12 protein-coding genes are annotated in these 16141 nt (G+C 30.2%); 7 read left to right on the top strand and 5 right to left on the bottom strand.

What is annotated here, in order from left to right; all coding sequences use genetic code 11:
- The first annotated feature begins 244 nt into the window (after positions 1 to 244).
- The 7 genes from DK405_RS12915 to DK405_RS11015 all read left to right on the top strand — a co-directional run bounded on the left by DK405_RS12915 (position 245) and on the right by DK405_RS11015 (position 8848).
- Entirely contained in the window at positions 245 to 415 is a 171-nt protein-coding gene (locus DK405_RS12915) for a hypothetical protein (protein ID WP_157866413.1), read from the top strand.
- Positions 416 to 514: 99 nt separating this feature from the next.
- Positions 515 to 1156, top strand: a complete 642-nt coding sequence (locus tag DK405_RS10990; RefSeq protein WP_045912225.1) for a superoxide dismutase — start codon at positions 515 to 517, stop codon at positions 1154 to 1156.
- A 40-nt stretch (positions 1157 to 1196) separates the two neighbouring features.
- On the top strand, positions 1197 to 4088 hold the full coding sequence (locus DK405_RS10995; RefSeq protein ID WP_045912226.1) for a 2-oxoglutarate dehydrogenase E1 component: 2892 nt from the start codon (positions 1197 to 1199) through the stop codon (positions 4086 to 4088).
- Positions 4088 to 5365, top strand: a complete 1278-nt coding sequence (gene odhB / locus DK405_RS11000) for a 2-oxoglutarate dehydrogenase complex dihydrolipoyllysine-residue succinyltransferase (RefSeq protein ID WP_045912227.1) — start codon at positions 4088 to 4090, stop codon at positions 5363 to 5365. Before DK405_RS10995 ends, odhB begins: the two co-directional genes overlap by 1 nt.
- A gap of 5 nt (positions 5366 to 5370) precedes the next feature.
- Positions 5371 to 6849: a hypothetical protein gene (locus DK405_RS11005; RefSeq protein ID WP_045912228.1), complete on the top strand. Its 1479-nt coding sequence runs from the start codon at positions 5371 to 5373 to the stop codon at positions 6847 to 6849.
- A gap of 292 nt (positions 6850 to 7141) precedes the next feature.
- Positions 7142 to 8443, top strand: a complete 1302-nt coding sequence (locus DK405_RS11010; RefSeq protein ID WP_045912229.1) for an MFS transporter — start codon at positions 7142 to 7144, stop codon at positions 8441 to 8443.
- A 66-nt stretch (positions 8444 to 8509) separates the two neighbouring features.
- Entirely contained in the window at positions 8510 to 8848 is a 339-nt protein-coding gene (locus tag DK405_RS11015; protein ID WP_045912230.1) for a YraN family protein, read from the top strand.
- A gap of 392 nt (positions 8849 to 9240) precedes the next feature.
- Here the strand turns inward: DK405_RS11015 and DK405_RS11020 are convergent, their stop codons facing one another.
- The 5 genes from DK405_RS11020 to DK405_RS11040 all read right to left on the bottom strand — a co-directional run bounded on the left by DK405_RS11020 (position 9241) and on the right by DK405_RS11040 (position 15820).
- Positions 9241 to 10065 carry a cytochrome c oxidase subunit 3 gene (locus DK405_RS11020; protein WP_045912231.1) on the bottom strand — a complete coding sequence of 275 codons (825 nt, stop codon included), beginning with the start codon at positions 10063 to 10065 and terminating at the stop codon, positions 9241 to 9243.
- Positions 10066 to 10246: 181 nt separating this feature from the next.
- Positions 10247 to 11224, bottom strand: a complete 978-nt coding sequence (gene ruvB, locus DK405_RS11025; RefSeq protein ID WP_011944917.1) for a Holliday junction branch migration DNA helicase RuvB — start codon at positions 11222 to 11224, stop codon at positions 10247 to 10249.
- Positions 11224 to 11841 carry a Holliday junction branch migration protein RuvA gene (gene ruvA / locus DK405_RS11030; protein ID WP_045912232.1) on the bottom strand — a complete coding sequence of 206 codons (618 nt, stop codon included), beginning with the start codon at positions 11839 to 11841 and terminating at the stop codon, positions 11224 to 11226. The genes ruvB and ruvA overlap by 1 nt, the downstream gene beginning before the upstream one ends.
- Positions 11842 to 12085: 244 nt before the next feature.
- A complete protein-coding gene (locus DK405_RS11035; RefSeq protein ID WP_045912233.1) occupies positions 12086 to 14230 on the bottom strand; it encodes a hypothetical protein in 2145 nt (714 codons plus the stop codon).
- Between the two features lie 390 nt (positions 14231 to 14620).
- Complete coding sequence (locus tag DK405_RS11040) at positions 14621 to 15820, bottom strand: multidrug effflux MFS transporter (protein ID WP_045912234.1); 1200 nt, start codon at positions 15818 to 15820, stop codon at positions 14621 to 14623.
- Between the last annotated feature and the right edge of the window lie 321 nt (positions 15821 to 16141).

Genomic DNA, 16141 nt, shown 5'->3' on the forward strand with positions numbered 1-16141 from the left:
GAAAAGTAATTGCAATTTTGTGGATTATATGTACATGTATATAAGATAGAAACACTTAGATAAGCCTACAAGATTGCTAAGAATAATAAGGGAGTGCTAAGAATAGATTGCGTTATCTTTGAAATGATAGAGTTAGCTGTGGTTGAAACAATTTCTAGAAAATATATAAACAGCATTGCAAGCCAAAAGCTATTATCTACAAAGGGAAAGAGTTAAGATAATCCCTAAAGATACTGGAAATAAAATGAGAAATCTATCTATACCAACTACCAAAGATAGAGTGGTAGAAGGAGCACTAAAGCTTATTTTAGAACCAATATTTAAAGCTAATTTTCAACCTGAATCATATAGATATTGCTCTAAACGAACTGCAGCTGAGGCTATAGAAACAGTTACAATATCAGCAATCAAATAGATACTTAATTTATAACAATTTATTGATATATTGATAGCAATAAGATGATATAATAATATTAATTATATCACATAAATAATATATGGAGTATTGTGTAATATGACTTTTTCTAAAACTGCTAATCAAATAGGTTATCCGTTTAAATTAATGGAGTTGCCATATTCTAAAAATTCAATGGAGCAATATATATCTAGTGAAGCATTTGATTACCATCATGGTAAGCACCATGCTGCTTATGTTAATAACTTAAATAGATTGCTTGAACATAAAACTGAACTACAGCAAAAATCGTTAGAAGATATTATCTTAACTTCCTTTAATTGCGAAGGAAGCAAAGCTATATTTAATAACGCAGCACAAATTTGGAATCATAATTTTTTTTGGCATTCGATATGCAATAATAATGCAACTAAACCTGAAGGAAATTTTTTACAAAAAATCAATCAAGATTTTGGTAGCTATGAAAATTTTACTAATCAATTTCAAGAGCTAGCACTTGCACAATTTGGTAGTGGTTGGGTCTGGTTGATATCTGAAAATGGCAAGCTAAAAATTATAACAACATCTAATGCTGAATTGCCAATAATTTATAATCAAATACCGTTATTAACTTGTGATGTATGGGAACATTCTTATTATATTGATTATCGTAATAATAGGGCAAAATATTTACAACAGTTTATAGAGCATTTAGCAAATTGGCGATTTGCTGAACAAAATTTTTTGAATTCTATTAAGTGAATAAAGTAAAAATAAATTAAGTAGATTAAAAGAGGGCTATGTGAGCAGCTGTAATTCTGTAAATCAAAGTTTTTTATTTAGACAAAATGCTGAGTATATTGAGAATTTATATCAAAAATATCTTAAAAATCCAGCTTCTATAGATAGCAGTTGGATTACTTTTTTTCAAGAATATTATCGTAATGAGTATGAACATCATATTGTTGTTACTGATAAATCTGAACTTAATTACAACAATTTTAGTTACAAGTTAGCATCTAATAATGGTGTAGGAAGTGCTATATCTTCAACCACAAACAAATTAGATGATTTTGATAGTGATAAGGATCTGCTTAAGTTGAAGCAGCTGCAAATTCAGCAATTAATTGCAGTTTATCGAGCTAATGGGCATTTATGCGCTAAACTTGATCCTTTGAATTTGCGTGAGCAAAAAACTAAAGAACAAGCTCATCTTAGTTTAAACTATTTTGGGTTATCAGAGTTTGATCTTGATAAAAACTTTCATTTTACACTATATAACAATTTTGCTCAAGTATCAAATTTAAGAACATTAATTAGTCAATTAGAACAAATTTATTGCGGTAATATTGCTGTTGAGTTTAATCATTTAACAGATCGTGATGAAATTGATTGGTTGTATGATCAATTGGAGCAAGCATCTTTAAATTTAAATGATAATATCGACAGAAAGTTATTATTAAAAAACTTAATATCAATTACAGGATTTGAAGAATTTTTGCACACAAAATTTGTAGGTGCAAAACGTTTTTCTATTCAAGGAGCTGAAGCATCAATAGCTGCAGTTATTGCAGCTATTGAACAAGCTATTGATTATTGTATAAAAGAAGTAGTAATTGGTATGGCTCATAGGGGAAGGTTAGTTACCTTAGCTGAGGTAGCTAAGAAACCGCATTATGCTATAATATCAGAATTTATGAATGAAGTTCATATAAATGATAAAAATATTTCAGGTGATGTTAAATACCATATGGGGTATTTTGGCGTATATACTGGTAAAAATAATAATATTAAAATATCATTAACTCCTAATCCTTCTCATCTTGAAGCAGTAAATTCAGTAGTTGCAGGTAAAGTTAGGGCAAAGCAAGACGATTTGAATGATATTAATCGTAAGCAAGTTATGGGAATTCTGATTCATGGTGATGCTGCTTTTAGCGGGCAGGGAGTTGTAGCAGAAAGCTTGCTATTATCAGCACTTAAACCTTATACTGCTGGAGGTATACTGCACTATATCATTAATAATCAGATAGGGTTTACTGCTAACACTGATGAAATTTATCCAGGGCAATATACCACTGAAGTAGCTAAAACTATTAAAGCGCCTATTTTCCATGTTAACGGAGATGATCCAGAGTCAGTCCTGAAAGTAACAGCAATTGCTATGGCATATAGGCAAAAATTTGCTAAAGATGTTGTTATAGATATAATTTGTTATCGTAAATATGGGCATAATGAAGGCGATGAGCCAATGTTTACTCAAGCTTCAATGTATAATGTTATTAAAAATAAAGTAAGTGTTACAGAACTCTATGCTCAAAACCTGGTTAATCAGAAATTCATACTTGAATCTGATTATCAAGATATGAAAAATCAATTTAAAAATTTCTTGAATGAGCAGTTTGAGCTAGCAAAAACTTATCAACCAACTCTACCGTTAAATGATAATAACAATACATACCAGACAACTGAGATTAATTCAGAAGAATATGGAAAAATACTAACTGGAGTAAAAAAAGAGATTTTATTAGCACTTAATCACAAATTATGTATTATTCCACCTGAATTTGCTGTTCATTCACGATTAAAAAAATTACTGAGTGACCGTTTAAATAAGGTAGCTACTAATGAACAAATTGATTGGGCAACAGCTGAGCAATTAGCTTTTGCTAGCTTATTGACTGAAAAAATTCCAATAAGATTAACTGGACAGGATGCAATACGTGGAACTTTTTCTCATAGACATGCAGTATTATATAGTCAATTGAATCAGAGTAATTATATTCCTCTTAATCATTTATCTTCAGATCAAGCATATTTTCAAGTAGCTAATAGTCCATTATCTGAATATGCAGTACTTGGGTTTGAGTATGGTTACTCGCTAGTTAATTCTATGCAGTTAGTGATATGGGAAGCGCAATTTGGTGATTTTGCAAATGGAGCTCAAATAATCTTTGACCAATTTATTAGCTCGGCTGAAACAAAATGGCAAATGAAGAGTAATATAGTTTTGTTATTGCCTCATGGATATGAAGGGCAGGGGCCAGAGCATAGTTCAGCTAGAATTGAAAGATATTTACAGCTAGCAGTTAATAATAATATTCAAGTAGTATATCCAACTACTCCGGCATCATTTTTTCATTTATTGCGCAGGCAAATTATTGGTAAAATTTTTAAACCTTTAATAGTTATGTCACCAAAATCATTATTAAGACATAAGTTGGTGTTATCAAGTCTAACTGACTTAGGACCTCAAAGCTATTTTCAGACAATAATTGATGAGATTGATCCATCTATTCAAGGAAAAATCAAGAAAGTAATTATCTGTAGTGGTAAATTGTTTTATGATCTTTATGAGTTTAGAAATAAAAATAAAATTACAAATGTCGCAATTATTAGAATAGAACAATATTTTCCTTTTCCAACTCAGTCATTATCTACAATTTTGGCAAAATATTCAGTATGTGACGAAATTATATGGTGTCAAGAAGAACCGCAAAATATGGGAGCTTGGACGTTTATTAAGCCTTATTTAGAAGATGTTATTGATAAAGCTAAAAAACATATTAAATTAAAGTATATTGGCCGAGATAGTGCTTCAGCTCCTGCAGTAGGATATAATAATCTTCATAATAAGCAGCAGCAAGAATTAATACGGTGTGCTTTTAGTATAGATATAGGAGAAAGAACATAATGAAAGAAACAAATCAGGACACAAATATAGTATTACCATCACTTGGAGAGTCAGTGTCAACAGGAACAATATCTAAATGGCATAAAAAAGAAGGTGATATAGTCGCACTAGATGAGAAAATAGTAGAGGTGGAAAGTGACAAAGTAGGAATAGATATTAACGCTAATGTACCTGGGAAAATAACTAAAATTCTAAAAAACGAAGGAGATAATGTTGAAGTTGGAGAAGTAATTTGCATTATTAGATCAGATGTTTCACAGAAAGAAATTTATAGCAGTAAAAGTAGTGATACTGATATAACTCTATCAAGTTGCGAAAATATTATTTCTTCTAATAAATTGTCTCCTGCGGTTGCTAAAATGGTAGCAGAGCATAAAATCAATCCTGAGAATATTAGTGGTAGTGGAAAAAATAATAGAATTACAAAAGGTGATATTATTAATGTTATAGATTCAAACTTAAATAATAACAATATAACATCAACAAATGATATACAAACTCAGCAATTACAGATACCAACATTAATACGTGATACATCAACGCAAACAGCATCAGTGTTAACTGCTGTAAAAGCTAGTAGAACAATAGAACGAGTAAAAATGACTAGATTGAGACGTACTATTGCTCAACGCTTAAAAGATTCTCAAAACAATGCTGCCATTCTATCTACCTTTAATGAAGTTGATATGTTTAATGTATCAGAATTAAGGAAAAAATATAAAGAAGAATTTGAAAAAAAGCATGAAATTAAACTTGGTTTTATGTCATTTTTTGTTAAAGCAGCAATTACAGCTTTACAAGAGCTTCCAATAATTAATGCTCAAGTTGATGGTAATGACATACTATATCATAATTACTGCGATATAGGAGTAGCAGTAAGTACTAGTTCTGGATTAGTTGTGCCAATAATAAGAAATGCTGAACATCTTTCGTTTGCTGAGATAGAAATGGAAATTTCTCAGTTAGGTAAAAAAGCTAGAGAAGGAAATTTATCGATTAATGAACTTAGTGGTGGAACTTTCTCTATTACTAATGGAGGAGTGTTTGGCTCATTGCTGTCAACTCCAATTATTAATCCGCCTCAATCTGCAATAATGGGAATGCATAAAATACAGGACAGGCCTGTAGTAATTAATGGCACTATACAAATTAGGCCAATGATGTATATAGTATTATCATATGATCACAGAATTATTGATGGTAAGGAAGCAGTGACATTTTTAACTAAAGTAAAAAGCTATATAGAATCACCAGAAAGGCTATTGCTTAATATTTAATTTTTATGAAAAAGAAAATAACTATTGTTATTATAGTATTAGTAGCTTTAATAACTGTTAATTTTGCTGCTGATGGATGCGGAGAAAAGTCTATGGTATTATCTAATTTTGAATTAGCAGCAAGTAGGCTAGGGTTTAATGGTTACAAAACGTTAAATTTAACAGTAAGTGCAACAGAACATCAAGAAGCTCTGTTGAATGTACTACAAATAGCTGGTTATTTTCATTCAGAACAATTGTGGCAAGCTATTAATGCTTTGAAAGTCAAAGATCCTGTGGCAACTTTTAAGCAGATATATTCTGTTGTAAAAGCGTCTGGAGCTAATCAAGATGATCCTAGTAAGTTTGACGCTAAAATATTACGTAAAAATTTTGGAGAAGGCACAGAGTTAGATGTACAAGATATTATGGACTTAATTCTTTATTTAGCCCAATATGCTTTTAATAGGAAATTTGGTCAAGAACGTGATGAAGTAGTTGTGCAGAATTGGATGACAAAGTATAAAGATGAGTATTTGAAAGAAGCCGAAATTTTACAACTCATAGATCGCGAGATTCCAAAATATAAAAATTATGATGTAGCTTGGATTGCTGGTGCATCTCGCTTCAATATGATAACACGTATCATAGACTACTACTATGCAATATCAAAGTATAATATTAAAATCAATAGTAATGTAGCAGTATTAACAGGAGATCGCGAATTGTGGGCTAATATTGATGGTGTTGTACCTACAGTTTCGGAAAAGCTAATACATGCTTATCAAACAAACTTAAATTTGGATCTGTTAAACATAGATAATTCAGACATAAAACGTGTTGATGAAGGCAAAGAATATATTCTTGGGTTAGCTAAAAAATATCACATAAAGTTAAATTCATCATCTCCTTTTATTCAATATACTAATTTAAGTGAATGTCCTGCTGGGTGTTTTCCAAATAGGCTATATCCGAATTATATAGAAAGTGGTGGTATAAGACTGAATGAGGCTTTAATGGTGCGTGATTTAACAGATACTATTTTTAGTTCTAAAGTTATTACTATAATTGATGAGACAGTTGGTGTAGATTCATATAGACCTACGACAGAAAGTACTGTACGTGATGCAACAGTAAAATTTCTTGAGAAGGTTATTAATACAAATGACTATGTAAATAAAAAAGAATTTATTATCTTGTTTCAGAGTAATAATCCGTTTATTTTACGGCAAACTATTGCTACACAAAGACAAGTTAATGAGGTAGTGGACTATTATAATAAGTTGTATGGTAAAGAGTATTCAATACAAGTTGATGGCATAGGCTATAAGTGTAAAGCAGATGTATCGATAATTCATTCTGAGTTTGCAGCACTGATATTAGAAAAATGGAAGGATGCTACTAATAAAAATAAAGGCCTGTCCTCAAAACGATCTATCAATGATTTACAATTTCAGACTCGAAGCCATTTCACAACAATTTTACCTATGCTTGCTATTTCTTAATAACCAAGTTGTTAGCTGTTAACATGACATCTTATGTAGTATATACAAAATAAGAAGTTGGTGTGTTAATACTTGACAATCTGACATATTCTGCCAAAATGCTGGTATATTCTTCTTAGGAATAAATGAAAGGTTACCATAATTTTACTTTATTATAATTTACTCAATTAGGGCAAAGTTTTGTCTTCTAAATATCAATGCATTATTTATTTTACAGAAATATTGACGATTACTTTCTATCATAATCATTGTAGATCAACAAATAATAGTTTAACAATTTGGTTAAAGTTTTATGTATAAAAATAAGTATAGGTTTGTCTTTCTTGCAGCAATATTTGGAAATATATTAGAGTATTTTGACTATACGCTATATACAATTTTTGTATTACAATTGGGGCAAGCCTTTTTTCCAAAAAGTTCTGAATTTGTGCAAGTAATCTCAGCCTTATCGCTATTTGCTGTAGGCTTTCTTGCTAGGCCTATAGGAGGAATATTTTTTGGTTATATTGGTGATAAGTATGGTAGAAAAACATCTTTAGTTATATCAATGTTAGGCATGACAATTCCTACTTTTATAATAGGATTAATTCCAACTTTTAGCCAAATTGGCTATCTAGCACCACTTACACTAGCATTATTGCGGTTAATGCAAGGGCTATGCTTAAGCGGTGAGGGAGCAGGAACAGCTATTTTTGTTCTAGAACACCAACATAATTTAAAACCAGGATTAGTTACAGGGTTGGTACATGGGTCCAATACTGCAGGGATGCTACTAGCTGCTCTGGTAGGAATAATAGTTGAAAATTATTATTCTGATATTGCGGATGCTTGGAGAATAGCATTTTTACTAGGTGGTATTTTGGGGTTAATAGGACTCTATATACGGGTGAAAGTTGCTGAAACTCCAGTGTTTTTAGAATTAGTCAAAAAGAGGAATATATTAAAATATCCACTAATTAATGTTATTAAAACTGCTAAACATAAAATGTTGATAACTTTCTGTGTTGGTGGAGTAACAAGTAGTATTGTATATCTTGTTAAGAGTGTTAATGTTTTCTATAAAACTATATTACATTTTAATAACAGCAGTGCTTTATATTATTTGTTTTATACTTCTTGTGTTTTAATGATTTGTATGCCAATATCTGGTGCTATTTCTGATTTTTATGGTCGAACTAAAGTAATGATATGCTCAGTTGCTGCTACAGTAATTGCAGCAGTTGCAGTTTTTTTTCTTATGTCATCAGATATTATGTGGCATCAACTTTTAGGATTGACTGGCCTTGGTATCCTTGCAGGAGGAGTATCAGGGGTATCTTATATATTTATAATTTCATTATTTACTCCTGAACAACGATTTACTGGTATAGCTTTTAGTTTTAACTTAGGTAATGCTATATTTGGTGGTACTGCTCCAACAATTACAACTTGGTTAGCCGGAACAATAAAACATAATTATGGTCCAACACTTGGGCATATTGCACCAGCTTTTTATATTATGACTACTTCAACAATTTTTTTGTTGATAATGTATTTTACATATCACTGGATCAAGGAGTATGATAATCAACAAAATTTCAGCAATAAGCATTAAAATTTGCACTTAGCAGTGTGCTTTCTTATATACAAGACCTCATGATTTAAAAAGCTAAGAGTATTGATGATAAGTAGTTACAATTTAGGAATATTAGCTGAATGGTTAATAATTGCTAGATACAGTGTTAGATTATACTCTTTCATAGCTCATAGAATGCGTAATAGTGCTGGTGAAATCGATATTATATGCACTAAAGGTCAAGTTATTGTTTTTATTGAAGTTAAAGCTCGTAGATCAAATTTTGATAATACTATATGTAATCATCAGCAAATTACTAGAATTAGGAAATCAGCTGAGCTGTACCTTTATTATAATAGGCAATATAGTAATTTTGATGTTAGATTTGATTTAGCGATAGTAAGACCAATGCGATGGCCATTAATTATTGAAAATGCATGGTAGCAACACAAAGCTAGATAGTTTCACATCATATTGCTCAAGCGTCTTTAAGTTTAATTTTCTTTGGTACTAATCTTTTTCTTTTTCAACTTTTGATATAATCTTGTAGAAATTATATATTATAAATAGTACACTTTATAATATACTTTTTCATGTTGTGTTATTCCTTTTTTATTTAAAATTTTTTTTATAACTCAACATTCTCTCTTTGTATGACTTTTTTTCATATACCTTTTATTTACTACTTTTCATATTTTCCCTTATCCTAATCTGGCGTTTTTAGTGTTAAACTACAGTTGTAATACTTACTCTTTTTGCATTTTAGAATGCTCATTATATCAAACTTAGGTTATTTAAAGGTATATATTTTTTAGCTGAAATAATTGTTAATATACCTAACTCAAGACATAAACAAATATAAAAAGAAATAACCATACAACATCAACAAAGTGCCAGTACCATACAGCAAATTCAAAATTTAAATGATTATTAGGTTTTATAAAATGTCCTTTTTTAGCTCTAAAATAACATACTGCTAAGAATAGAACTCCTAAAATTACATGCAAACCGTGAGCTCCAGTAATTATATAGAAGTTTGAAGCAAATATTCCATCAGTGAACTTAAATGGTAAATGTATATATTCAAAAATTTGCATCAGTATAAAAAATATACCTAATAATACTGTATAACCTAGAGTTTTAACAGTAATTTCCTGATTGTTTTCAATGATAGCATAGTGTGCACAACTAACAGTAGTACTTGATAATAATAAGATCATGGTATTCAACAGAGGTATAGTCCAAGGATTAGGAGTTATAATTCCATTTGGTGGCCATACTCCTTTATGTACTACCCAAACTTCTTCTAAAATACCAGCAGGAAAAAACTTGTTATAAAAGAGTGAACAGAACAAACAAGCAAAAAACACTATTTCTGATAAAATAAATAAGATCATACCTATTCGTAAAGAATGCTGAACCTCTTTGGTATGCTGCTTCTCAAGCATTGCTTCCTTAATAACATCATACCACCAACCAAACAATGAATACAATAAGCATACAACTCCAACTGCAAGAGCAACTTTACTAATAGTATAATAGTAGTTATGTATTAACATTGCAGCCGCAAGAGTTGACAATAATAAGGAAAATGATACTGCCAACGGCCATATGCTTAGATCTACAATATGGTATGGATGATTTTTTTTTATATACTGCATATTTTAGTTTGAATTTTTAACTTAATGTAGTTGTAAAACCAAATTAGTGTATAAAAATAGATTTAAATATAAGAAAAGTCTTAACATTATAAAATAACGCAGTTCTAGACTATGTTAAGAGATTTTGCTATTATTATTTTATACTGCATAGCATGTGTTATAGTCAAGATTTAAATGTGATTTAATGTAAATGTTTAAGAGCATTAGCAGTAATAACTCTGCCGCGCTGAGTTCGTTGTACGAATCCAATTTGGATTAAGTAAGGTTCTATCATTTCTTCTATAGTATCTCGTTGTTCTGATAAAGCAGCAGCAATAGTATCAATACCTACTGGTCCACCATCATAATTTTCAGCAATAAATCTTAAATATTTATGATCGCTGCTATCTAATCCTAATTTATCAATTCCTAACTGATTAAGTGCATAATCAGTTATTTGTTGATTTAATGGATTAATATTTTGATAAATTCCGAAATCTCGTACTCTTTTTAACAATCGTAATGCTATTCTTGGAGTGCCACGAGAACGATTGGCTATCTCTATTGCAGCATTAGTATCAAGAGCCACATTTAACACTTTTGCTCCGCGTTCAACAATTTGAGTTAGTTCTTCACAACTATAAAAATTAAGCTTTAGGTGAATACCAAACCTGTCACATAATGGTTTGCTGATAAGTCCTAATCTAGTTGTAGCACCTATTAACGTAAATTTTGGTAAATAAATTTTTACAGACCTAGCAGATGGACCTTCGCCAATCATAATATCAAGCGAAAAATCTTCCATAGCGGAATATAATATTTCTTCAACATGAATGTTTAGACGATGAATTTCATCAATGAATAAAACATCATTTTTTTGTAAATTAGTTAAAATAGCAGCAAGATCAGCAGCTTTGGATAATATTGGTCCAGCTGTAGATTTTAAATTAACATTTTTTTCTTTTGCGATAATTTGAGCAATGCTAGTTTTACCTAATCCAGGTGGACCATGTAATAGTGTATGATCCAATGATTCATCTCTTTCAATTGAAGACGTAATAAAGATTGTCAAATTACTCTTCATTTGATTTTGGCCAATAAAATCATTTAGCAAACTAGGTCGTAAAACTGTCTCCTGTTCTTCTGATGCTACTTTAGCATCTAATAATTGATTTTTCATTACTTAGCTCTTCGCTGCAATGCGGTTCTAACTAATTCATTAACTGATATACTAGGAGATAATGCATAAATATCAGACAGTATTTGAGTTGCTTCAGCTCTACTGATACCTAAAGCTATTAAAGCAGTAATAGCATCTGATAAAATATTATCGTGTGTATTACTATCAGTTGATAAAATAGCTAAACTAGTATTATTAGCTATGGTATTAATATTAGAAACCTTATCTCTTAATTCTATCATCAATCTATCAATCAACTTAGGCCCAACTCCTGAAATTGCTTTTAATTGATGCCTATTTTGTGAACTAATTGCTATTTGAAGCTGATGTGGAGTTAAATTGGATAGAATGTGTAATGCCATTTTTGTTCCTATACCACTTACGCTTTGTAGCATATTAAAAGCTACTTTTTCAGTATTGTCTAAAAAGCCAAAAAGGTGAATTCTATCTTCTCGAACATGAGTTTCAATAAATAGACTTACAATGCTACCTTCTTCTTTTATCAACTTCATTAAAGTTTTGCCTGAAGAATACACTTGATATCCTACTCCATTAATATCAATTATTAAATAGCTATCAGTTATTGAATCAAGTATACCTTTAAGTTTAGCTATCATGGAAATAGTACTAATTATTTGGCTACTAATAGTACAGTATTATAGACTCACATAAAAGTAAATATTAAATTTTATAGTTTTTGTTACTCTTTAACTTTATTGCTATGTTAGAGCTGTTGTATATAAAAGCATGGCATTAAATGCTAGTTAAAAACTAGCATTTATTAATTTTTATAGTTTGTATATATTTATAAGAATATATTTCAATGTATTACTTAATACTAACTCAGGCAAACATTAATTTTTATATAAGCCTAGACTTATTATTCTTCTTATGTGAAGTTGGTATAGCACTTAAATTAATCTGTTGATCTTTTGTCTGATGTATTTTAATATTGCCGTTTTGTATATTAGATATTACTGCATTGCCAAGCTTTATATCTTGATAGAGATTAAGATTATTCTTATAGTTTATTTGCTGTGCTGAAGCTTGTGAATTTTCACGATTATTATTGAGATGTTCACTTTTATACTTAGTAGTACTAAATTTAGATATTGCTTTTTTAATAGAATTTAGTACAGTATTTTTGATATTATCTATCTTATTTACAATTTTATGCCCAGGTGAATTAAATGCAATATAGTTTGTATCGGCTATAGCAGAAGGAGTCATACGACTTTTATATGGTGACAGAATGTGATCTTTTAACCCTGTAAACACTCCGCCAGCCTTCAATCCAGCAGCTCCTCTGCTACTACCATGATGTCCAGCTAGAAATTCTGAATGATTAGACATCATTACTGAATTAGCGATTTTAGAACTATCTTGATTTGTAGAACTGCATAGCTGTTGAAGGAAATTGTTTGTAGCTACCATGCCGGTACGATCTTTACCGCTTTTACACATAAGCCATGATATTTGATTTTTAGCTGCATTAGATCTTGATCTATCAGCTATTGTATCCAATGCTTCATTTTTGTGATATCTTGCGGCTCCGTTGGTAGCTGTAATGTTGAGCGTTGCTTTGCTTTTTCCAAGCTTATTAACTTCTACTGATTTAATACCTTTACGCAATAGATTGCAGATTTTTCTTTCTTCGCCCATTACAGCGGCCATAATATTATGGAATATACCTTGTTTGGGATTAAATTCTGTATTTAGGCATTCAATATTTAGATTTTTGTCACCAGATAGTTCAACTGCTCTTTTAAAATTAGAATTAGTTATGCGCTCAGCTTCATTTTTATCTGAGTATAAAAATTGAGCTAGTGTACCTGAACGACATTCTAAATGACTATTTTCTAACTTGCCATTTTCACTTATTCCTCTAACTTCAACATAAGCATTTCTTAGTCCTGGCAAATTACGAAGTGATGTAGGAAGAATATGCTTATTATCAGTAATTTTATCGAAGTGTTTTGTAATTAGGTCTTGCTCTAATGTGGATAAACCTTGAAACCACAGCGGAGTTTGTTTCAGTTTCTGAGTTAAAATTGGTTTATAAATATCTGAAATATTTTTATGGTGTTTAGATTTTAGCTTATTAAGTTCACCTATTTTGGAACACTCTTGAAGAATATCTTTAGATAATGGAGCAACGATCATTGAAGCAGTAACTGGGTGCTGCTTATCAGGGCTATTGCTAGTATGAACTTTACTGCCAACAGTTATAACATGTTCATGCTCGTCCTTAAAATTACAATAATCCCTAATTAAGGCAATATTCTTTTTGGATACAGCAACAGCGCTATTATTATATTTTGTTAAAATTTTAAGTGATTGCTCATTAAACTGACGAGATATACTTTCTAGCTTCTTTTCAGTAATGTTTTGCTGCATTATTTGATTTTTAGACTCCTTTAGCAACTTAACTATCTTCTCCTTAGCATGAGGTGCTAAATTCGAATCTATGTACATGTCAGTAAATTCAAAGCAAGCTCTAGCTTGATTTGCCATTACAGCTAACCAATGTTCTGGAATTGCTCCTGGTTTTTTATCTACTGGTATTCCTGCTTCTGAAATACCTTGCAATCTGCAATCTCTTAAGATTACTTTAGATGTATTAGATGATCCTAATACAGGTTGAGGAGTATTATATCTAAAATGCATAATACCTTGCTCTGCATCAGCTCTTTGACGACTCATTGTAATTATAGAACTAAAAGCTTGGTTATTAGAATTTGCATCTAATTGAGAGAATAAACGATCAACCAACTTATCTAGTAGCAAAAGATCAGTAATATGCTGTTCACGCAATCTATTTATGTCAGTTTTTTGAAAATGCTCATTAACAAAACTGTGAACTCCTTGCTGTACATCTTGCAGATTAGCAGAATGATTATTTGGTGCTGATTCTTGATATAGATTATCATGCTGGTTATGCTGCTGAGCAGTATTTATTATTTTATCGTCTGAAGAGTGATGATTAAATAAATTTTTATTATCCAAATTTGTTCTCCTTATTTTAATTTTTGCAGAACTATAGTATCTATGCAAATATTATGTTTTTTTTTAAAAAAAAGCAAAAAATACTCATTTTATGAACATATTTTACAAACTAATGTAACAATAACTATACTAAAATTTAAAAATCAATATGATTTTGATAGTTCTTTTATTGTACTATTTGACTGTTATAAAGATCTCAAAAATAAATAAAGGAAGTGTAATATGAGTCTATCAGAATTATGACAATAACAGTAATGTGTGTAATGTGTCAATAATATTTCAATTAAGTCATTATCTATATTAAAAGATTTTTATTTGTATTATCTATGTTAACTTTCTTATATTGAACTGTGATATTTAAGTACTTTTTTAAATGTTGTCTTTTACATTTTACAATAATGTGTAACTACTACTTTTGCGTATTATGCTATAACATTTAAGAATCAATAAAGAAGTTAATGAAGTTGCTATTATGAATAATAGAACTGGTAATATTGTTCCATGATAAAAATAGCCTGCCATTTCTACTCCTAATGAACCAAAAAGCATTTCTGCTGAACTTAGTAGTGCCACTGCAGCTCCGTAATTGGTAATTGTTGCTACAGATAGTGCTGCTGCATTACCTAAAATAAATCCAATTCCAAACGATGCTATTAGTTTGAGTAATAAAACTATATACAACTTTGCAGCAAAGTATGTAAAGCTAAAGGTTGATACTATGCCACCAAATAATACAAATATAACTCCATAAAATAACATTTTTTCTGCTCCATGCAATATCACTAACTTTTGATTAATTATAGAAGCTATCATAAAAGTCCCAATACATGCTATAATATAATACTCATAATATCTACTTGGAATATTCATGTCTTTAAAAATAAAAGGTAAAATTACCGAATCTGCCCATAGCCACAAAAATGTTAAAGATTGAATGAGCAAATAGCATACAAAATTTTTGTTAACAAGCGCATTCTTAAAGCCAACTTTAAGATTATTAAAATCAAATTTTTTAGTTATTACAGTTAAAGTTTCTTTAAATATAGTTATTAATAACAATAAAGCCGGAAAAGCAACCATAGGAACAACTGCTATTGGCAAATACCACCTATCATCATATGAAGATATTCTATTGCCAATTACTGGGCCAAGTACCGGCGAAAAGGCCATTATCATGTGTAGACGTGACATTATTTTTGCTTGTTCATTGCCTTTGTATATGTCGCTTATGGATGCAAAACTTACTGGTATAGCTGCTCCTGCTCCAATGCCTTGTAAAAGTATCCAAAATGCAACCAATTCAATAGACCTAGAGTATATGCAAAAGAAACTAGAAAAACAAAAAATAGTTGTTCCTAGTAATAAAGCTTTCTTACGACCTATTGCATCAGATAATGGGCCATATACTAATCCTGATAGTGATAATCCTATTAAATTTAAGCTTACAGTCCACATTACTTTATGTTCTGAAACGTTAAATGCGTTTGCTATTCTAGGTAATCCAGGTATATAAATATCAACTGCTAACTGTGTAATAAATATTAATACAGTGACTATTGTTAAATTATATTTCATTATATCATTCTGCATATTATGTCCTATAAAACTTAATTAACTAACAATATTTTATAAACTTTAACAACAATATGCAGTACACTTAAGTATTAATAGATTAGTTATACTATTTTATTCTGAAGCTAATGCACTATTATACATACTGAATATTTATAGCAATTCTTGTTAAGAAGGAATTAAAGTATTTCACCACATATAATATTGCTGGCACAAGCATAATAATTTTGGCAGTATAATAAATATTAAATTGTCAGTCAATCAACTTCTGTAGAATATATAATGATTTCTGTAAGTAGTATTTAAGTAGGATTATGATAAGGAAGAGTATGAAAGATA

The sequence above is a fragment of the Orientia tsutsugamushi genome (genome assembly GCF_900327275.1).
Classification (GTDB): Bacteria; Pseudomonadota; Alphaproteobacteria; order Rickettsiales; family Rickettsiaceae; genus Orientia; species Orientia tsutsugamushi.